General features: G+C 30.4%; 15 protein-coding genes. 3 read left to right on the forward strand and 12 right to left on the reverse strand.

Annotated elements, in window-relative coordinates; genetic code table 11:
• Positions 1-26: 26 nt before the first annotated feature.
• Positions 27-659, reverse strand: coding sequence for a redox-sensing transcriptional repressor Rex (locus PTZ02_RS16130; protein ID WP_274228815.1), 633 nt, complete (start codon positions 657-659; stop codon positions 27-29).
• A gap of 430 nt (positions 660-1,089) precedes the next feature.
• Between PTZ02_RS16130 and PTZ02_RS16135 the strand changes: the two genes are divergently transcribed.
• Positions 1,090-1,602 carry a ferritin gene (locus tag PTZ02_RS16135; RefSeq protein WP_274228816.1) on the forward strand — a complete coding sequence of 171 codons (513 nt, stop codon included), beginning with the start codon at positions 1,090-1,092 and terminating at the stop codon, positions 1,600-1,602.
• Between the two features lie 238 nt (positions 1,603-1,840).
• Here PTZ02_RS16135 and PTZ02_RS16140 read toward each other — a convergent pair whose 3' ends face one another.
• The 6 genes from PTZ02_RS16140 to PTZ02_RS16165 all read right to left on the reverse strand — a co-directional run bounded on the left by PTZ02_RS16140 (position 1,841) and on the right by PTZ02_RS16165 (position 8,473).
• A complete protein-coding gene (locus PTZ02_RS16140) occupies positions 1,841-4,036 on the reverse strand; it encodes a heavy metal translocating P-type ATPase (protein ID WP_274228817.1) in 2,196 nt (731 codons plus the stop codon).
• An 11-nt stretch (positions 4,037-4,047) separates the two neighbouring features.
• Positions 4,048-4,413 (reverse strand): ArsR/SmtB family transcription factor, encoded by a 366-nt coding sequence (locus PTZ02_RS16145; protein ID WP_274228818.1) that lies wholly within the window; start codon positions 4,411-4,413, stop codon positions 4,048-4,050.
• A gap of 164 nt (positions 4,414-4,577) precedes the next feature.
• The gene (locus PTZ02_RS16150) at positions 4,578-6,290 is read right to left on the reverse strand and encodes an ABC transporter ATP-binding protein (protein ID WP_274228819.1); all 1,713 of its coding nucleotides are present in this window, start codon (positions 6,288-6,290) and stop codon (positions 4,578-4,580) included.
• Positions 6,291-6,681: 391 nt separating this feature from the next.
• Positions 6,682-7,245: a DUF3867 domain-containing protein gene (locus PTZ02_RS16155; RefSeq protein ID WP_274228820.1), complete on the reverse strand. Its 564-nt coding sequence runs from the start codon at positions 7,243-7,245 to the stop codon at positions 6,682-6,684.
• A gap of 145 nt (positions 7,246-7,390) precedes the next feature.
• Positions 7,391-7,891 carry a hypothetical protein gene (locus PTZ02_RS16160; RefSeq protein ID WP_274228821.1) on the reverse strand — a complete coding sequence of 167 codons (501 nt, stop codon included), beginning with the start codon at positions 7,889-7,891 and terminating at the stop codon, positions 7,391-7,393.
• A gap of 48 nt (positions 7,892-7,939) precedes the next feature.
• A complete protein-coding gene (locus PTZ02_RS16165) occupies positions 7,940-8,473 on the reverse strand; it encodes a restriction endonuclease (RefSeq protein ID WP_274228822.1) in 534 nt (177 codons plus the stop codon).
• 135 nt (positions 8,474-8,608) lie between these two features.
• Between PTZ02_RS16165 and PTZ02_RS16170 the strand changes: the two genes are divergently transcribed.
• Positions 8,609-9,298: a DUF554 domain-containing protein gene (locus PTZ02_RS16170; protein ID WP_274228823.1), complete on the forward strand. Its 690-nt coding sequence runs from the start codon at positions 8,609-8,611 to the stop codon at positions 9,296-9,298.
• A gap of 47 nt (positions 9,299-9,345) precedes the next feature.
• Here the strand turns inward: PTZ02_RS16170 and PTZ02_RS16175 are convergent, their stop codons facing one another.
• The 4 genes from PTZ02_RS16175 to PTZ02_RS16190 all read right to left on the reverse strand — a co-directional run bounded on the left by PTZ02_RS16175 (position 9,346) and on the right by PTZ02_RS16190 (position 13,737).
• Positions 9,346-9,642, reverse strand: coding sequence for a hypothetical protein (locus PTZ02_RS16175; RefSeq protein WP_274228824.1), 297 nt, complete (start codon positions 9,640-9,642; stop codon positions 9,346-9,348).
• 249 nt (positions 9,643-9,891) lie between these two features.
• The gene (locus PTZ02_RS16180) at positions 9,892-10,572 is read right to left on the reverse strand and encodes a fructose-6-phosphate aldolase (protein WP_274228825.1); all 681 of its coding nucleotides are present in this window, start codon (positions 10,570-10,572) and stop codon (positions 9,892-9,894) included.
• Positions 10,573-10,594: 22 nt separating this feature from the next.
• Complete coding sequence (locus PTZ02_RS16185) at positions 10,595-11,434, reverse strand: [formate-C-acetyltransferase]-activating enzyme (RefSeq protein ID WP_274228826.1); 840 nt, start codon at positions 11,432-11,434, stop codon at positions 10,595-10,597.
• Between the two features lie 11 nt (positions 11,435-11,445).
• On the reverse strand, positions 11,446-13,737 hold the full coding sequence (locus tag PTZ02_RS16190) for a formate C-acetyltransferase (protein ID WP_274228827.1): 2,292 nt from the start codon (positions 13,735-13,737) through the stop codon (positions 11,446-11,448).
• A gap of 236 nt (positions 13,738-13,973) precedes the next feature.
• Between PTZ02_RS16190 and PTZ02_RS16195 the strand changes: the two genes are divergently transcribed.
• Positions 13,974-14,735 carry a DeoR/GlpR family DNA-binding transcription regulator gene (locus tag PTZ02_RS16195; RefSeq protein ID WP_274228828.1) on the forward strand — a complete coding sequence of 254 codons (762 nt, stop codon included), beginning with the start codon at positions 13,974-13,976 and terminating at the stop codon, positions 14,733-14,735.
• Between the two features lie 42 nt (positions 14,736-14,777).
• Here PTZ02_RS16195 and PTZ02_RS16200 read toward each other — a convergent pair whose 3' ends face one another.
• Positions 14,778-22,244, reverse strand: coding sequence for a glycoside hydrolase family 3 N-terminal domain-containing protein (locus PTZ02_RS16200; RefSeq protein ID WP_274228829.1), 7,467 nt, complete (start codon positions 22,242-22,244; stop codon positions 14,778-14,780).
• Between the last annotated feature and the right edge of the window lie 12 nt (positions 22,245-22,256).

A 22,256-nucleotide genomic window follows, 5' to 3' on the forward strand; every position in this document is an offset into this window, starting at 1 on the left:
CTATGTATTAGAGTTATTCTAATATTCTACTCTTCCTTTTGGTTTAATAAATAAACTAGGGTCATAACACTTTCACTTAAATGAACATTTTCTACCGTCATGCCTTCAGGTACATTTAAATCCACTGGAGCAAAGTTCCAAATCCCTTTTACTCCACCTTGAACTAATTCATCGCAAACCTTTTGAGCATTTAATTTCGGAACACAAATAACTCCTATGTCAACGTGGTTATTTTTCAAGAAACTTTGTAAGTCATCAATATCTTGAATCTCAATATCCCTTATTCTTATCCCAATAAGTTTAGGATTAGCATCAAAAATCCCAACTAGATTAAATCCAGCTTTATCAAATCTATAATTAGCTATTGCCTGACCAATATTACCAGCACCAACTATTATAGTATTATATTTTTTATTTAATCCTAATATAGAACTTATTTGAGAATGAAGTTCTCTTACATTGTAGCCATAGCCTTGTTGTCCAAAGTCTCCAAAGCAGTTTAAATCCTGTCTTATTTGTGAAGCAGTAAATCCTATTTTCTCACTTAGTTCTTTTGAACTTATTCTATCTACATCATTCTTTAAAAGTTCTCCTAAATATCTATGGTATTTAGGAAGTCTTTTTATAACTGCCATTGATATATTTTTCTTTTTCTCCATGTCTGCACCTCTTTCATTAAACTCTATATTGAAAGTTAAATACAAATTTGATATACCAATCTTCATAATTAAATTTATATTTTACTGTGTAAAAACTTAGAATAACTAAGCTTTTAATTAAATTTATGTATGGAAGTAGTATAGCTTAAAATATGTAAATTATAAAAACAACCTAACTTAAATATTTTAACATAAAATTCACTTTTTATCTATATGCTAATAGGAATATAAAACCCATTAAATTAGATGCATAATGGGTTTTATTGGCAATAAATTTTGCCACGATATTATTATATAACACTTCTTATTAAGAATAAAATATTTAATGAACTTAATTTACTACTATTTATAAGTTTTTTCGCCATATATTTTGTTGATATACCTATTATAAAGAGGTATAATATGTAAAAAGATATTTGGAGGTGTAATTATGTTTAGTACTAAACTATTAGATGCATTAAATCATCAAGTTAATTATGAATTTTACTCATCTTATTCATATCTTTCTATGGCTGCCTATTGTGAATCCATCGATTTACCAGGTTTCTCAAACTTCTTTAGAGTTCAAGCTCAAGAAGAACTTTTTCATGCCATGAAATTTTTTGATTACATACAACAAAAAAATGGTGAAATAATATTAGAAAAAATCGATCAACCAACTATAACCTTTGAAAGCGTAGCTCATGTCTTTGAAACTGCTTTTGAACATGAACAAATAGTAACAAAGAAGATATATAACCTTGCAGATATAGCTACAGAAGAAAGAGAACATGCTACTTTAAGTTTATTAAAATGGTTTATTGATGAACAAGTTGAGGAAGAAAATACTTTTGATACCATTTTGAAAAAACTAAAAAGAGCTAAAGATAATCCCGCTGCCCTATATCTATTAGATGATGAACTTGCCAAAAGAGTATATACTCCACCAGCTGCTACAAATTAAATTAAATAACTATAAATACAAGAGAAACTCATATTTTTTGAGTTTCTTTTTTAATATTAATGTATAAAAAAATAGGACTTATATATACTGAAATTCAGCCATATATAAGTCCTTATAATACAAAACTTATTGAAAATTTTGTACCAGGCTTATGCCTGTAGCTATTCCCTTTTGCCTGAAAGTTTACTATCGAAATAGATTATATTTAAAATATCGATTTTTGTCAATATATATCGTATTATGAAACTTTATTTTTTCTTAATATCCTCATAGAATTCAGTACAGCTAAAAGAGCAACTCCAACATCTGCAAAAACGCCTTCCCACATTGTACCTAATCCTATTACTGCTAATATTAAAACTAACGCTTTAATCCCTAATGCGAAAATAATATTTTGTTTAACTATTAATGATGTTGTTTTAGAAATACTTATTGCCTTAGCTATTTTAGATGGCTCATCTGTCATAATAACAATGTCAGCTGCCTCAATTGCCGCATCTGAACCTACCCCTCCCATTGCTATTCCAATATCAGCCCTTGCAAGTACAGGAGCATCATTTATTCCATCCCCAACAAATATTACTTTAGTGTCATCATTCTTATTACTTAATATTTCTTCAACCTTCTCAACCTTATCTTGTGGAAGAAGTTCTGAATATACCTTATCAAGATTTAGTTTTTCATTAACAGCTTCGGCAGTAGCTTTATTATCTCCTGTAAGCATAACTGTCTCTTTTATCCCTAATGATTTTAACATTTTAATTGCTTCATCAGAATCCTTTTTAATTTCATCTGATATTACAATAGCACCAATATATTCTCCTTCTAGTGCAATATATACTAGTGTTCCTTCATGTTTAATATCCTCAACCACAATGTTATTTTCAACCATTAATTTTTCATTTCCAGCAATAATCTTTTTTCCTCTTACTACTACACTTATCCCTTTTCCAGCTATCTCTTTATAATCTGAAATCAATGCATTATCCAATGATCCATTAAAAGCATTCTTTATAGATTCAGCTATTGGATGATTTGAATAGCTTTCTGCATAAGCAGCACATTCCAATATTTCCTCGTTTGTATATTCATTTGTTGAATAAATTTTAGTAACACTAAATACCCCTTTGGTTAATGTTCCTGTTTTATCAAAGATAACTGTATCTACTGACTTTAATGCTTCTAAATAGTTTCCGCCTTTTATTAATATTCCATGTTTAGAAGCTGCCCCTATACCTCCAAAGAAAGCAAGAGGTATTGATATAACTAATGCACAAGGACAAGAAACAACAAGGAATATTAGAGCTCTATATATCCACTGACTAAATGACCCTAATCCTATAACTGGAGGAATTACTGCCAATGCTAGAGCTGAAAAAACTACAGCAGGTGTATAGTATCTTGCAAACTTAGTAATAAATTTTTCTGTTTTAGCTTTTTTGTTTCCTGCATTCTCAACCAATTCTAAAATCTTAGATACAGTTGATTCTCCAAAAGTTTTTGTAACTTCAATCTTAATTGGTGAATTTTTATTTATTGAACCAGAAAGGACTTCATTTCCTACGCTTACCTTACGTGGAAGTGATTCTCCTGTTAATGCAGATGTATCCATCATAGCTTCTCCATTTACTACTTTCCCGTCTAAAGGCACTTTTTCACCAGGTTTAACTATTATAATATCACCAATTGCTACTTCTTCTGGCGAAACTTTAACTTCTCTTTCATTTACCATCTTATTTGCATAATCAGGTCTTATATCCATTAATTGACCAATAGATTTCCTAGATTTATTTACTGCATACCCTTGGAACATTTCTCCTATTCCATAGAAAATCATTACTGCAGCACCTTCTGGATATTCACCTATCGCAAATGCACCTATTGTTGCTATAGTCATAAGGAAGTTTTCATCAAAAACTTCACCATTTCTAATATTTTTTAATGCTGTAATTAGAACTTCTCCCCCTACAATTACATAACTAATACCAAATGCAACCACTTCTACGTAAGGTATCCCTTTAAAAAAGAATCCTATTCCATAAAAAATTATTCCTATAACTAACTTTATTAATTCCTTAGAGTCAAATCCTTCATGAGAATGCTCATGATTGTGTTCATGAGTATGTTCATGATCATGATGTTCTTCTTTGTGTTCTTCTTCTGTTTTGTTAATTTGAATATTACTTCTTACTGCTTTATCTGATGATAGAACCTCCTTTACTTTAACATGAGGTTCTAATTTTATTACAATTTCTTCAACCTTATTTTTAATCAAATCTAAATTTGTTGCTTCTTTTGGGGATATAGCTAAGGTATTAGATGAAAAGTTTAATGAAGCTTCCTCTACTTCTTCTAATGCATTAACTCTACTTTCTATTTTTGCAGCACAATTAGCACAATCTAACCCTTCTAATAATAATTTTATCTCTTTCATATTATTTTCCCCTACCTTTCTGTTATATGTCTTAACCCTTGATTAAATATACCTTTAACATGTTCATCATCTAGGGAATAATAAACTACTTTTCCTTCCTTTCTAAACTTAACTAACCTAGCTGATTTTAAAACTCTTAATTGATGTGATATAGCTGATTGAGTCATTCCAAGAAGTGCTGCCATATCACAAACGCACATCTCACTTTCAAATAAAACACATAAAATCTTTATTCTTGTAGAATCCCCAAAAACCTTAAATAATTCAGCTAAGTCATAGAGAGTTTCCTCTTCCGGAATGGTGTCTTTAACCTTATTTACTATATCTTCATGAATAATATTGCAGTTACAGCTTTCAATTTTATTTAAATCCTTCATAATTACACCTCTGAATATATGAATAATTGTTCATACGTTTTCTTATATTATATTCATTTTTCATATAAATTGTCAATATTTCTTTATATAAATAAAAAATAAAAACTAGATAAAAGAATTTTTGAGTTCCTTTACCTAGTTTTAAATTAATCAAATACTCTTTTTTATTTTAGTGATGCACTATATAAGGATGTATATATTCCATTCTTAGATAAAAGTTCTTGATGATTTCCTTTTTCTGCTATACCTTCAGCAGTTAATACAACAATCTCATCTGCATTTTTTATAGTTGATAATCTATGGGCTACTATAAGAGTTGTCCTTCCTTTTGCTAGTTCTTCTAAAGATTTTTGTATTATAAGTTCTGTAGTATTATCAAGTGCAGAAGTTGCTTCATCCAAAATTAATATTTTTGGATTTTTTAAGAACACTCTTGCTATTGACATTCTTTGCTTTTGTCCACCAGATAATTTTAATCCCTTTTCTCCAATATAAGTATTATACCCATCTGGCAAGCTCATTATAAAATCATGTATATTTGCTCTTTTAGCTGCTTCAATTACTTCTTCTTCACTTGCATCAGGATTTCCATATAGAATGTTTTCATATATGGTTCCAGTAAATAAAAATACATCTTGCTGAACTAATCCAATATTCTTTCTTAAGGAGTCTCTATTAATATCCTTTATATTAATATTGTCAATAAATATATCACCCTCATCAACTTCATAAAATCTAGGTACCAAGTGACATAGAGTTGTTTTTCCTCCACCTGATGGTCCAACTAATGCAACAGTTTGTCCCTGATTAATACTAAGTGATAATTCTTTTAAAACATGAGTTTCTTCGTCATCATATTTAAAACTTACATTATCGAATCTTATTTGCCCTTTTACATCTTTAATTTCTATGGCATTATCTACGTCTTCCTCTTCTGGAACTTCCATTATTTCTTTAAATCTCTCAAAACCAGTCATTCCAGACTGTAATTGCTCAACAAAATTAATTAATCTCTTAATTGGATCCATAAACATTTTTATATAAAGTAAATATGCAACATAATCTCCCACTGAAATATATCCCTTGAAAGTAAAGAATCCACCAAGCGATAGAACAGTTAGATTAAGAAAGTCAACGATAAAATTCATTCCAGAAAAAAACTCTGCCATCGCTTTATATGCAAATTCTCTTGCTCTTTTAAAGTCATTATTGCCCTCTTCAAATTTCTCAATTTCATAAGCTCTATTAGTAAATGCTCTAGAAACCCTAATTCCTGAAACAGAATTTTCTAAAGAGGCATTAACTTCACCAATCTTTACTCTAGTTTCCTTAAATGCATTTGCCATCTTCATTCTTTTCTTAATAGCAAATATCAATAAAAATGGTATAAATGCAAAAGTAATTAATGTTAACTTAACGTTTATAGTACACAAAATAACAAATGACCCTATTAACATTATTATCGATAAAAATAGATCTTCTGGGCCATGATGTGCAAGCTCAGATATATCCATTAGATCATTAATTATTCTAGACATAATTACACCTGTTTTATTATCATCAAAATATTTAAATGGCAGCTTCTGAAGATGCTTAAAGATATCTCTTCTCATATCACCCTGCATTCTTACTCCAACTACATGCCCCCAGTATTCAACAAAGTAATTAAGGCCTAACTTAAGTATATAAATGAATAATAAAGCAATGCTCCAGGTTACTAAAAGCCTTAAATTTTTATTTGGAACATAATCATTAATAATTCCTCTTGTGATCATTGGGTAAAACAAATCACAAATTGCTGCTAAAAATGCGCAGAATAAGTCCATTATAAAAAGTTTTTTATGTGGTTTATAATATTTTATAAAATCTCTAATCATCCTATCCCTCCTTTATTAAAAAATCGTCAAGGCGATTATGAGCCGTCGATTTTTTACTCGCATCTGCCTTTCCAAACGCATGTGAGGAAAAATTGGCAGGCGACTAATTCTTTTTTTATTCTTTAAGGGAGTCTAGTAAATCCTTAGATTATAATTCAAACTTATAATGTTATCCAAAACCTTAAAATATTATAAACTCTTAAAGAATAAAAAATTGAAAACCCACAAAAATGAGTTTTCATATTAATACATTATACCTATTTAATTGCTAATATACTAGTGAAATATAAATTATAGGGTTTTAAGTTCAACTAATAACTTATTCATGCATGAACTCAAACAAGAATAAATTAAGTTTCCTATAAAAAACCCTATCTACTTCCTTATATCATTAATACTTATATTCACTTACATTTTCACAAAGATCTATATTTAGCTGTTTGTCATCTATTACTTTTTTATAAGAAACTAAAAATTCATTTAACTCATTATCTGTTAAGTCTATTTTTCCACTACTTAAAATCATTATATTTTCTTTATCTAATATAATTTGTATTTTATTCTTTGCATTTTCTATTGAATACTTAGTTATATTACTAACATTTAATCTACCTTTATACTTCTCTTGGAATCCTATAGTTTTTCTTAATTCCTCATAGTTAGAACCTAACCCATATGCATTTAAATCTATACCCATATTTTTAATTTGGCCTTCTATATTATTCATATCCACGCCATATCTTTTCATCATTTCTTTTTGTATATTCATAAACTTTTCTTGGGAAATATTATTTTCTTGCATATATTTATTTATCTTAGTCATCATTTCTGCCATGGATAACTGACCTTGTGATAATGAATAGTATAATTCATAAATATACGACTCAAATTTATCTACATCTTTATCCCTAGCCTTATTTTTCAATTCATTAAAATCTATTATTCTATCATCCATAAGCTTTTCCTCCCATATTCATTTATAGGGTTTTAAGTTAAGTTTCCTATAAAAAACGCTATATATATATTATAGTCTATTAGTTTTTGTAAAGAAAGTCTTATTGGTATGATATAAGTAAAGCTTAAGCAATATTTAATTATTGTTATGAAAAACTTATGTTTAATATTTTTTCTGTATTAATAAAATCAACACTTACTCTTTTTTTGGTTTCTTTAAGTAGTTTATCAATATCTTCATTTACATCCTTAGGACTAACAATTACACCATTGTAAACACTGCTCTTTACTAAAATTCCAAGAAAACTTAAAAATTCATCCCTGTCTATAGCACTCTTATTACAATAAACGAGCACGTTTTTCTCTTTATCCTTTCCAATTATTAATTTATTTTCTTTCTCCTTAAATTGCATATTATTATAGTTTATTTTTTGCAAATAATTTAAACAATATCTAGTATATTCATAATCAGATAGTCTTTCTATATCCTTTAAAGTAAGGACCTTATTTTTTAGTCTACATAATCTATCCTCTTTATATCTTAAATATCTAATAAGGGATAATACTTTATCCATAAAAATCAAAAACTTTATTGTTACTATAATAAGCAAAAATCCATATACTAAAGATAAAAAATTACTAATCATATTCTCTCCTCTTAAACTATTTATTACAGTATATATTTAAACAGTGCTTTAACCCCATACTTCTCTTCTTCTCTCACAAAAATCATATCCATCAATCAAGTCAACACTTATGCTACTTGGTAATTCTTCTATGTACTCTACTATACCTTTTGAGAACTTCCCTTGAGTTATTACTGTTGCTCTATTAATATTTTTACTTATCATTATTCCTAGAATTTCTTGCATATCTTCTAATTTAACTTCTTGTAAAACCGTCTCATCTAAGATATCTTCATCATACTTGTAGTATACAAATGTAGCTATGCCTTTTAGATTATTTTTCTCATACTTCAAAACCTTCATGTCTTTCTTATTCTTTTCTTCAATGGAATATATATTATATCCACAATTGGTTAATAATTCTTCACAACTCTCAAAGAAATCCTCTTTCTTACACGTCATCAAATCCTTTATCGCAGGAAATCCCCAAAAAAAATCTTCTCTTCTATAGTATTCTTCTCTTTCTATTTTAAATTGTCCTAATTTTTTGTCCAAAACCCTTAATATAAAAATGATTAAAATTAATAAAACTATTTTTCCCATTCTTTCCTCCACTACTTTCTTTCATATATAATTATTAAACTTATTAAGCTTATTTATTCACACTTCTTATTTATTTTGTGTCTTATAAATTCAATGCTATAATAGTACTGATATTATAAAAAGGGGGCTACTTAAGTGTTAGGCACAATTATTAATTTCATTGCCATATTAATTGGAGGTTCATTAGGGCTGTTTATTAAAGGTGGACTACCTAAAAGATTTATGGATACTATCATGAATGGTATAGCTTTGTGTATTATTTACATTGGGTTTTCAGGTGCAATTAAAAGTGAACAAATGCTATTAATTGTTGTATCCATAGTAATTGGTTCATTAATTGGGGAACTTATTGATATTGATGGAAAGCTAGTTGCTTTAGGTAATTTTATTGAAAGTAAAAGTAAAAAATCCTCTGAAGGGGTTTCCATCTCTCAAGGCTTTGTTACGGCAAGCTTATTATTCTGTGTTGGCGCCATGGCTATTGTTGGGGCATTAGAAGGTGGTTTATCACATAAACATGATATCTTATTTACTAAGTCTATTTTAGATGGTATTACTTCAATAATATTGTCATCTACTTTAGGTATTGGTGTTCTTCTATCTGCTTTTTGTGTTTTAATATATCAAGGTATCATAGTGCTTGGCTCTAGTTTACTTCAAGGGATATTAACAACTAGTATAATAACAGAAATGAGTGCTGTAGGTAGTTTATTAATTTTAGGACTTGGTTTAAACATGTTAGGAATAACTAAGATAAAAGTTGCTAATATGCTTCCTGGAATAATCGTACCTATTATATATGGAATAGTCATTAGTCATATTTAACATAATAAGCTAATAAAAAAAAGTGGACAATTTGTCCACTTTTTATTTTATAGTTCTATTAATGGAACTATCTTATCTAATCTTCTTAAGCCAAAGTCTGCTGGTTTAAGCTCTACATATTTAATACCCTTACTATCTAGATCAGCCTTTATCTTAGCTTGAACTAGAATCATTTCAGGAGATATAAGAACTATATCAATACCATCTAAAACATTAACATATTCTTTTTCATCAGCAAAAACCCATTCAAAAGGTAAGGCATTGTCCACTCTATACTTTTCTGCATCCTTTTTGAAAGCTCTTGCTTGACCTGTTTCTTTGCACAATACTAATACTTTTTTCATTTTTACCCATCCTCTCTACTAAGTATATTAATAATAACTTATATACTCATTTTAGTTGTGAATTTACCCGTTCACACTTACTATTTTACCATGACAGAAAAGATTTACAAACATCTTTATTGCATTTTTTCTGCCAAAATAACTACATTACGCTGACTTTTTGTTATTTTTCTGTTTTATATATACTTTTACAAGCAGAAAAACAAATCCCCCGTTAAATATATTTAACGAGGGATTTATGATTAATTTTTATTTTACATCTGAAGCTAATTTATCTTTTCCGTAAACAGTTCCCCAATCATTTATAAATTGATCTATACTCCAATCAGTTAATGGATGAGCTAATAGTGCATCCAATATTTCTGGATTAACAGTTACTGAATGACCACCTGCAAGTGCAACATTATGAACTTGTTGAACATTTTTGAAAGAAGCTGCAAGGATTTTAGCATCTAAGCCATAAATATCAAACATTTCTCTAATTTCTGCTACAACTCCTACGCCATCCCCACTAATATTATCTATTCTATTTACATATGGTGCTACATAGTCTGCACCAGCCATAGCAGCCATTAATGCTTGATCTGCAGTAAAGATTGCAGTTGCAGTAATTTTTACTCCTCTTTGCTTAAGTAATTTCATTGCTTTTATTCCTTCTGGAATTACTGGAATTTTGATATATAAATTCCCGCCTATTGTTTTGTTTAAATATTCTGCTTCCTTTATAATATCCTCTGCCTTTATTCCTAATGCTTGAACATGAAGCATAGTATCTGCTCCAATTACCGCTCTAATATCCTTTAGTATCTTTATAAATTCTGATTTTTCCTTTGATATTATAGTTGGGTTAGTTGTTACTCCGCTAATTGGATATAAATCATAAGCCCTTCTAATTTTATTAACATCTGCAGTGTCTAACATATAAATCATATTCTCATCCTCCAAAATTTATTTATCCACCAATGACTACTTTTATTCCTGAGCTCTCAAATATACTTCTCACCTCATCTATTTCTTCTGACTTTGGCGGCGTTATGTCTTTAAGCTCATATTTTTTATTTATTCCTTTATATTTCGAACTACCATATTGATGAAATGGTAGCAGATGGACCTCTTTAATTCCAATAGAGACTATAAATTCTTTAATTGATTCTATATTTTCTTCTTCCATTGTATATCCTGGAATAAGTGGAATCCTTGGGATCACTTTATGTCCAAGATTTATAAGTCCTTTTAAATTATTTTGTATTACTTCACTATTTGCTTTTATTATTTTTTGTGATTTATCATTATCCATTATCTTTAAATCAAATAGAATTGTATCCGTATATTCTGCTAACGCCTTTAGCGTCTCAAAGTTTCCTGAACCTGAGGTCTCTATTGCTGTATTTATCCCTAGTTCTTTTACCCTTTTAAGTAAAGCACAGGCAAATTCCCCTTGAGAGAGTACTTCTCCTCCTGAAAGAGTTACTCCTCCTTCTGTTGAGTCATAAAAAACCATATCTTCTTTTATGATTTCAAGCAATTCTTCTATTGTGTACTCTTTTCCTACATATTCAAGTGCTCCAGTAGGACAACTTTCAGGATTTTTAGAACATTTATAGCAATCATCAGAACTGCATTTTATACACAAGCTATTCTTCCTTATTATTTCTCTATTAAAGTTTTGAGATTCAGGGTTAGAACACCATGGACAAGATAAGGGACAACCTTTGAAAAAAACAACTGTTCTTATACCGTCGCCATCATGAAGACAATATTTTTGAATGTTAAATATATAGCCCTTCTTCAACTAATCACTTCCTATAATTGATGTTCTGTTCTATTTATAATATCATCTTGTATTGCCTTATCTAACTCAACAAAAATCGCACTATATCCTGCAACTCTAACTACAAGATTTTGATATTTTTCAGGATGCTTTTGAGCGTCTTTAAGTGTGTCAACTGAAACTACATTAAATTGAATATGTTGTATTTTTAGTCTCATAAATGCTTGCATATATCCAACTAACTTCATTATTCCACTATTTCCTTCTAATGTTGAAGGACTAAACTTAACATTTAGCAAGCTGCCATTTGAAGTTAAATAGTTATCTAGCTTACTTACACTCTTTAAGCTTGCCGTTGGACCTAATCTATCTCTTCCAACCATTGGTGAAAGACCTCCATCAGCTAATTGGTCACCAGCTTTTCTTCCATCAGCAGTTGCTCCAACAGCTCCACCTAATGGAATGTGAGCTGAGACTGTATATGACCCTGGTTGGAATATACCATCTCTTATATTTCTATATTTTGAAACCTCATCACAATAATGGGTTAAAATATCTGAACTTAATTCGTCTACCTCAGTATTGTCATTTCCATACTTACTGAATTTGTTAATAAATCTTTGACGAAGCACTTCATTATTCTCATAATTTTCATCAAGAATTTTCACAAGTTGTGGAAGGGTAAATTCTTTTTCTTCAAATACTACTTTTTTAATTACATATAGTGAGTCACTTAAGTTTGCAATTCCTATCCCTTGTACCCCAGAAAAATTATATTTTGCTCCCCCATCTGTAATGTCTTTTCCACTTTCAATAGTCCCTTGGACAAAATTAGAAAGGAACGGAGTAGGGGCAAATTCTTTATGACCTAAGTCAACTATATTTGACCCTTTTACCATATACTCTACATATTCTGAAACCTTTTCTTTAATCTTATCCATTAATTCTTCAAAACTGGTAACTTTCTCATTATTTTCTTTCAATGTTACTTCCATTACCTTTAATAGGTTAAATAAAGCTATATCATGAAGACCATAGGTTTTGCCAGGAATAGATAGCTCTACACAGCCAACTACAGCATAATCTCTTGCATCCTTTAACTCTACACCTCTATTACTATAAGCTAAGATATTTACTTCATCATTAAATACTTGAGGCATACCTGTTCCTATTCTAATTATTTCCGCAGCCTTTATCAAAAATTCTCTAGGACTTTTTTCACTAACCCTTATACTCATATTAGGTTGAGGCAATCTGATTTCTCCTAAAATATCTAGCATTATATAGGAAAGTTCATTTGTTGCATCTTTTCCCTGTTCATCTTGCCCACTTAATACAATTGTATATCCAATTGGAAAACCTCCAAAAAATCTTGCACTTTCTTCGCTTCTAACAGCAACTATTGAATTAAATTTAATATATAAACATCTTAATAATTCCTTTAAAAAATCCTTATCTTCTCCTATATTTAAAGATCTATTAAAATATGGAAACATATATTGATCAAATCTACCTGGTGAAATTGAACTTGCATTAGATTCATGCTGAAAAATTATATTTAAAAACCAGAATAATTGAATTGCTTCATAAAAATCCTCAGCACCTCTGGATGAGATGTTGTTACATACTTTAGCAATTTTTTGTAGTTCTAATTTTCTTTCATTATTTTTCTCTACAGCTGCTAATTGTTCTGCAAGTTTAGCATATCTTAATATATATTCTTTTGATGCTTCCAAACTAATTAATGATGCCTTATAAAAATCATTTTCGGGGTAATCCTGCGTTTTATTTTTAATTTCATCAATTAGAAAATCTAATCCTTTTTCTAATACTAAATCATACTGTGGTATGATGTGTCCTTGCCCTTTATCTGTTTGATTTAAGCTAATTATCTTAGTCCTAGCTGCCTCTTTAATATGTTCTGGAAGTATTTTATCAATATCATCTTTTAATGATTTTCCTTTCCAGTAAGGATAAAGAAATTCTTTAAAATATTTTTTATCTTCCTCTGATATTTCAAATTTATCTTGAGGTCTCGTAGGAAATGTATCTAATTCCTCTAATATCCAATAAGGGGACATCTCTGGAGAAATCACACCAGCTCTTGGTTCAACTGTTCTTCCCCCAACAATTAATTCTCCATCACTAATTTTTATCTTTGAGTTTAGTAATATTTTTTCTAAAGCCTTTGCTCTTCTTATTATTGATGGTTCACCTTCTGTTTCCCTATAACTTTCAGTGTATAGGGTTGCTCTTTCTAATGATATTTTTCTCTTTTCTATAAATAAATCCTCTTTTAATTTTTCAATTCTTGAAGTTAACAATTCATCATCTCCTTATCGATATTACAAATTATTAATTCTTATTGTTTATTATTGTTTTATATCATTATAGTATCTAATTTAGTATTTAAAGTCAATATCAATGTTTAAATCCTACCGATTTTATTTATATTATTTCCAATATTAATTATATTATTGTTTATTATCAATTAATAATATATAATAATATATAGTAATATGTATATACTTATTAAATAATAATGGGCAAGGGGATTTTTATGTTTGCAGAAGAAAGAGTTCAAGAAATAATAAATGAATTAAATAGTAATGGAAAAGTTACTGTAAAGGATTTAAGTGTTAAATTTAGCGTTACTGAGGATTGCATTAGGAAGGATTTAAGAATTCTCGAAAATAATGGGTTCCTAAAAAGGACCTATGGAGGTGCAATTCAAAAAAGAAAAACTCCCGATATGGATAGAGTTGATGACAGAATGCAAATTAATACTTCTGCTAAAGAGAAAATAGCTGAAAAAGCATTTAACTTCATTAAAGAAAGAGAGACCATATTTTTAGATATTTCAACTACAAATATACTTTTAGCAAAGCTTTTAGCAAATTCTAATAAGCATGTCACTGTAGTTACTAATATGACTGATATTGTTGATGCTTTATCAATAGAAAATAATATAAATGTAGTTTGTACTGGTGGTGTACTAAATAAATTTTTAGATGGCTTTACTGGTTCTTCAACTATAGAGTTTATAAATAAATATAGATTTGATAAAGCTTTTGTCGGAAGTTGTGGGGTTGATATTCTTGATAACAACATTACAACCTTTGACATCGAAGATGGAAATACTAAAAAAGCTATTATTAGTGCAAGCAAAGAAACCTACTTAATTATGGAAAGTAACAAGTTTTATTATGACGGTCCTTATAAATTTGCAACATTTAAAGACATTAAGGGAATTTTAACTGATTCCGCGCCTGAAGCAGATATTTTAGAAGTTTTAGAAGAATTTAATATTAATCTAATTTAAAAGAAAATGCAGAAACCTAGTTGGTTTCTGCATTGTTATTTCTTACGCTTCTAGGTCTTTCTTTCTTCTTGTTACCAAGAAAGCCCCAGAGAGCAGCATTATTACTCCTAAGAATATAATGTTATTGGTGTTAATATCTGATCCTGTTTTAGGAAGTACTCCATTACTACTTTGTGATACTTCTGCGATTATGAATTTTGAGAAATGTTTTGTATTAAATATTACTTTGTTTCCATCTACTCTAGTATCCATTAATTCAAATTTTCCAGTTGCTTCATTATAATAGAATACTCCAATGTTATTCATATTTAATGATTTAACCTCTGAATCACTTAAGTTTAATGAAACTTCTGCTTCCCCTTTTGCAAAGTTATGAATTTGTACTTTCCTATCCCCATTTACAACAAATAGATTGAAGTTAAATACTCTACTCAAACCCTTAATATGCTTAGTCAAATCTGAACCCTCTTCTAAGGTTAAGTTTAATACAACTTTTGAACCTGTTGTTAATAGTGATTTGTCAATTGCACTAAATGGTAATGTGATAGTTGCTGAATCATTTTTTATTTCTAGACTTCCTGTTCCATCCTTAATTGAATCTATATCTGATATTTCTACAAATAAGCCTTTTTGTCCATTTGGAACTACTATTATATTCTTTCCGTCTTTGTTATTTATCTTAGTAACAACAACTACTTTATTTCCATTCTCATCTGTAATAATTGAAGTTGTTGGATTAGATCCATTATCTCCTGGTGTTGGATTACCTCCATTACCTGGATTGTTTCCACCGCCATTACCTGGATCAACTGGTTTATCCTTAACAGTTACTACTCTTTCTTTAGTAATTACTGTATTTTCACGATCTGTTATCTTGTATACAACCTTATAGGTTCCTGCTTTTGAAGCATCTACATCATTTGAAACTATTATGATTTTTGAAGTAATATCTTCCCCATTTAAATCATATGCCTTAACTCCAGTTAAAGGATCAAATGAATCACCTACAGTTAATGTAACATCTGAAGTATCTATTACTCCTTGGCTGATTACCCTTACAATAAATATTCTTTCAGAACTATTTCCTGCTTTATCTGTAGCAGATACTTTCACCCTAAATACGTTATCAGTTGAGGTATCTACAACATGAGTAATTTGTGCTTTTGTAGTTATATTTCCATCTTTATTATCAGTTACTTTTAATCCTAAATCAGCTATTGGATCAAATTTAGAACCTACAGGTATTATAGCATTATGACCTTCTATAACTGGTGCAGTTCCATCTTCTTTTATTGTAAGTTTAAATGTCTTTTCAGTTTTATTTCCTGAGTCATCAGTAACTGAAGCTTTAACTTCATATTCACCAACTGTATTAAAATCAACTTTACTAGAATCTATTACAACTTTAGATGTTATATCTCCATCCATATCGTCAATAGCTACAATTGATAATGCTTTTAATAAATCTGCATTTGAACCTTTTTCAATTGCTCCATCCTTACCAGTTAACTCTGGTGCTCCGCTATCCTTTACTGGTTCGAAAGTAAGTGATCTGTAGTTGTATCCATCACCATCTACATAAACTCTAATAGTTTGTACTCCTTTATCAAGAGTTACATATATAGGTGTTGTTGTATCAACAAAATTACCCCAATCTCCAGTTGAAGTTAATGGAAGTCTTCCTAATTCTTTACCTGCACCTGTTTGTAGAACTGCTACAGCTCCACTTACATTTGTTGCATAATTAAAGTTTACTTTATACTTTCCTGCTTCAGCTACATTTACTGAGTAATCTAAGTAAGTGCCTGCTACAGTACATCCAATATTCTTTATATTGTTCTTAGTTTCAATTGCATATCCCTTATCATTTGATGCTTTATAGAAGCTATCTGCTACAATTTTAGATTTATCTCCTAATGTTCCACTAATAACTTGAGGTTGTGCCTTCTTCTCAATCTTAATTGAGTTTAAAGTGAACCCTGTATTTACAGCTTCAAATCTTAATGTTTGCAATCCTGCTTCTAAAGTTATAGTATCCTTAAAACTATTTGTAGAATTATAGAAGTTTCCTAAGTTATAAGTTACTAAATTACCAGCAATGTTAATTCCACTACCTTTACTTACTTTTATAGCATTAGCAATAGAAGCATTGTTTTTTCCAGTATAAGTTAATGTATATTCTCCTGCTTCAGCTACATTCAAGTAATAATCCACTCTATTTCCAGACACTACATTTGATGTTAAAGAACCTTTTGTTCTGAATGCATTAGCTTCAGTTAATGTAACTGCTGTATCTCCTATAACATTTGGTGTAGGTAATGAATTACTCTTTCCGCATGTAACATCTGTAGTTAATACTGTATTACTTGTAGAATCGCTATATGCAGCTGCTGGAACATTAACAGTTAAAATTAAATCTTCATAATAAGTTTTCCAACCAGTTAAATTAACTTTAACATGAGTTGAATCAATATACTCAACTGAGCTTAATTTTACATTTCCGTTAGTGATTATATCTCCAGATAAAGTTATTGTATTTACTTTATCTTGAACAAAAGTACCACCATTTAGAGTTACTATAAATTCATTTGTATTAATTGCTATATTAGCATTAGTGTTTAATTCTTCTGCATCATTATTTGCAACTATTACAAAATCATCAGTTATACTATAAGTTTTAGCATCTCCCCCTACCAATTCCTTAGCTGACATTGCAACTGTAACAGTTTTATCTAAATCAAAATCAACTTTTCTTTCACCTGATAGAGTTATTTTTGCATGAGTTGCATCTATTCTCTCTACATTATAAGTCACTCCTGCAGGAAGATTAGATAACACCCAATTATTATTATTTAATGTATCTACAAATGTTCCATTTGATAATTCAACATTGATCACTTTTCCGTTTAATGAATTTTCAGTTATATCTGTACTTGTAAGTTTTATTGATGAACCTACTGTAAAGTAATCTAAGTTAAAACCTTGTTTAACAACAAATTTCAATGTTTGTTCCCCAGCAGGAAGATTGATACTTGCATTTGTAAGTTTCCAGTTTGCCCAATCTCCTGTACTTGCTAAAGAAATAGTGCCTAGCTTAGTATCATTAGAATAAACATCAAACTCTGGATCAGCAGACCCTGATGAAATTAACATATTTAAATCATACACTCCAGCTTCAGCTACATTTACCTTGTATGAAACAAAATCATCTTTATCTAAATATCCAATAGCATTATTTTCAACAACAATACCATTTGCATTAGTAAATGCTTCTGCTTCAATTCTTCCAGGTAAATTATGAATTTCCTTTACCTTTTCAAATTTTATTGTTCTAAGATCAAATGCACCTGTAATGTTTAATCTAATTTTTTGAATTCCAGCTTTCTCAAATCTTACTGTTGTACTATTATCCTTATAGTTATTCCATCCAGCATTAGTAATGCTAGTTTCACCTAATACTACATCCCCTTGAGTAACTTTTACTCCTTTTATTAGATTTTGTTCAATGCCATTGCCATCAGTCCAGGTTCCACTTGCAGCTAATAATTTCACATTATATAATCCTGGTTCATTAACATCAACTGTATAATCTAACCATGAACCAGTACTCATTCCACCAACGTGACTGCCATCTGCACCATCTTCTACAACATTAGCATTATTCTTTGCAGAAAAGTTTTTAGCTAAAATTGTACTTGGAACTTTTGAAATATTTTGAACTGGATTCCACTTATAGGTTGCTACGTTTTTAGCAGGTACTACACCACCTATTTGAACTCCATCACTTAAAGCCTTAAATTTTTGATCTTTATTAGTTTGATTAATAACAACCATTACAATTGAACCATCTGTATTTTTAAATGCTACATTAGTAACAGTATCTGCTGAACCGTAATTTGAATCAATCCTTACAGCTCCTGGTCTTATAAATTTAGAGAATTGACCAGAAATGTAGAATTCAGGAGTAGCCCAGTAATTTTCGCGGTCATTAGCATCCTGAACCAACATGGTTGGGTCTGGAGTACCTGTCCATTGTTCTGGAGCTATATTACTATCTAACATAGTAACCCATGAAGTATAACTTTCAGCATAATTTCTAAAGTATTGAGCTATTCTATCAGCACCTTTTGTTCCCCATACTGCTCTTTCTGTTAAGTTCATTGATTTACTTGGGAATAAGTTATGAACTTGAGTCATTGCTGTTGGTTCTCCACCATAATCATGGAAAGCAACACCATCAACTGCAGCATTTCCTTCTGAATCATTTAATATTGGAGAAACATAATTAACTGAACTACTGAAGTTATGATCAAATGCCCAGACTTTTGGATCTACATTTTTAGCCTTAAGAATACTACTTTTAGCAACCTCTGCCTTAATATCTATAGCTAACTTTCTTTCTTGTTCTGATGTCATTTTACAACTTGGATAGTTAATTTCTAACTCTGGTTCATTTTGAAGAGTCATTGCATACATAGGAATTCCTAATTTAGCGTACTCCTCCATATATCTAACATAGTATTTAGCTAAGTCATCTATATAGTCATCATTTAATGTTCCACCTTTAAGAAGCAAATCATTATTTTCATAACTCTTACTATTTGAAGTAGGAAGCTTCATCCATCCTGGTGGAGTCCAAGAAGAAGCAAATAATTTAACATTTGGGTTAATTGCTAATGCTTCTTTAATTGTATCTACGATTTTATAATCTATATCCTTTTGAATTGAGAATCCTTTACCAGTAGTATTATACCAATCTGGATTGCTTGGATCTTCTACCTTATCATAATAAGTGTAGAAATCTTGTGCAGTAAAGTCAGGTGTACCTATAGTAACTCTTAACAAGCTCATTCCAGCACCTTTTTCAGGATCTAAAAGATTAGTTAAGAATTCGGTTCTCTTTTCTTTAGACATTTTAGCTATATTATTTACTGAAGATTCTTCTAATGATGTTCCCATTCCTAAGAATGTTTGATATGTCTTTGAAGAATCAACATTTATAGTTGTTGCTTGTTGTCCATCAGGCGAAGTAATATCAATATTATCTTTTTTACTAAGCTTATTTGATATTTCTTTCGGAGAGTCGTACCAACTCATGCTACCTGATTCTTCTGACGAACTCATATATACATCTACAGCACCTTTTTCAATAACTTGTCCTTGAGGATTATAAGTTACAGGAGGGTCTTCTGGTTCTGCCTCATAAGGGCCAACTTTAACAAAATTCATATAGTTAAAGTTAAAGTTTCCGCTTCCTGCTCTAAATCTTAAAGTTTGTTTCCCAGCTTTAAGATTTACAGTTCCTTTTACAGATGTCCATGATTGCCAATTTGATGTATCAGGTACGTCAAGTTTTGTTAATAGCTTTGAACCTAATAATAATTCAACACCACCAGTTGAACCACCAGGACTTGCTACTCTAAATTCAACTTCATATTTGGCATCCTCTGCTACATTAACATAATAATCTAACCAATCACCAGCATCAGTATAACCAGCATTTTGTCCGCCACCAACATCTTGAGTGTTTTCAAATTGGAATCCACTTTGGGTTGAATAAGCTTCTGTTTCTATTTTCCCTGGTACTGGAATAGAAGGTTTATCTTGCTTCTCTGGTTTTGCAGGTAATTCTTTATTTTCACCTTTTTTAAGTCCAAAACCATAATTAAATAATGCTTTTCCATCATCATGTTTTGTTGTTATATCTTCTGCATACCATGGCCATGTCATAGTAAGCTTTCCTGTAAAATCATAACCACCAAATAATACATCAGCTACACCTTGTCCTTCAGTTCCTGGTAGCCATGCTTCAACTAATCCATCAAAGTCTTGTACTTGATCAGCTATAGTAATAGGTCTTCCTGTTACTAATACTGCTACAACTGGTAGATTCGGATTAGTTTCTTTTATGTTTTTAAGTGTTAATAAATCATCTGAATCTAAAGTTAACTTATCAGGAGTTCTATCTCCATCTGTTTCTGCATAAGGAGTTTCTCCTATAACAACTACAGCTACATCATTATCTGCAGCAGCTCTTCCACGTTTGTTATAAGTAACCTTAACATCGCTACCTACTGTATTTTTAATTCCTTGTAATATAGTTGTACCAGGAGTTATATTACCTGCACTACCTTGCCAAGTTATTGTCCATCCACCTGATTGTAATCCTATATCATCTGCACTTTTTCCAGCTACAAGAATATTTTTCTTATTCTTTAACTGTCCTACTATGTCATTATCATTCTTAAGTAAAACTAATGATTCTCTTACTGCTTGTCTTGCTACTTCTCTATTTTCTTTAGAACCTACTGTATTTAATAAGTCTCTTTGAGCATATGGATCTTCAAAAAGTCCCATTTCAAATTTAACAGTTAAAATTCTCTTTACTGCATCATCTATTCTTGTTTGTGGAACCTTACCCTCATTTACTAATTCTTTTAAGCTTGTCATGAAACCTTTCCAATCATTAGGTTCCATAGCCATATCTATACCTGCATTAATAGCAACAGCTATCTTGTCTTTTTGAGTTGTAATTCCAGTTCCTGATATTTGTTTAATTCCTTCATAGTCAGAAATTACAATTCCCTTAAATCCTAAGTCTTGTTTTAATACCTTAGTTATTAAATCTGCATTTCCATGACACTTTACTCCATTTACACTATTATAAGAAACCATTACTGATCTTACTCCTGCATCTACTGCAGCCTTATATGGAGCAAGTAATTCACCCTTTAATGCTTTTTGGAAATCTTCATCACTCATGACAACATTACCTTGGTTAGTTCCATTTTCTGTAAGACCTTCACCAATATAATGTTTTGCTGTAGCAATAACCTTATCATTTCTCTTAAGCGTTTTACTAGGATCTTCTCCTTGTAACCCTTTTATATATGCTTCACCCATTTTTGCTACAAGTTCTGAATTTTCCCCAAAAGTTTCGTAAGTTCTTCCCCATCTTTCATTATGAGGTATTCCAAGGGTTGGCGCGAATGCCCAGTTTACACCTGTTGCTCTTACTTCTTCAGCAACTGCTTGTCCAACTTTTTGAACTAATGCAGCGTCTCCAGTAGAACCTAACCCAATATTGTGCGGAAATATAGTTGCTCCATAAACATTGTTATCTCCATGTACCGCATCTACTCCATATAAAATAGGTATTTTTAACTCTGTTGAAGTTGCTGACTTTTGATATTCATCAATCATATCAGCCCAACCCACAGCAGTATTAGGTGTAGGCAATGATCCTCCACCACTTAAAACAGAACCTAGTTTATAGTTTTTTACATCTGCCGGTGTCGCTGTTTTTCTTTCGGCTTGTACCATCTGACCAATCTTATCATCCAGTGTCATTTTTGACATTAGATCATTTACCCTATCTTCTACTGAAGCTCTTGGATTTAAATAAATATCAGCACTTTGTTCAGCTGCGTGAGCTTGAACGATATTACCCAAAAGCATCGTTGTTGCAAAAGTAGTAGTTAAAAATCTGGATAACCATCTCTTTAACATATTCAATTTTCC

The organism is Clostridium sp. 'White wine YQ' (assembly GCF_028728205.1).
Classification (GTDB): domain Bacteria; phylum Bacillota; class Clostridia; order Clostridiales; family Clostridiaceae; genus Clostridium_T.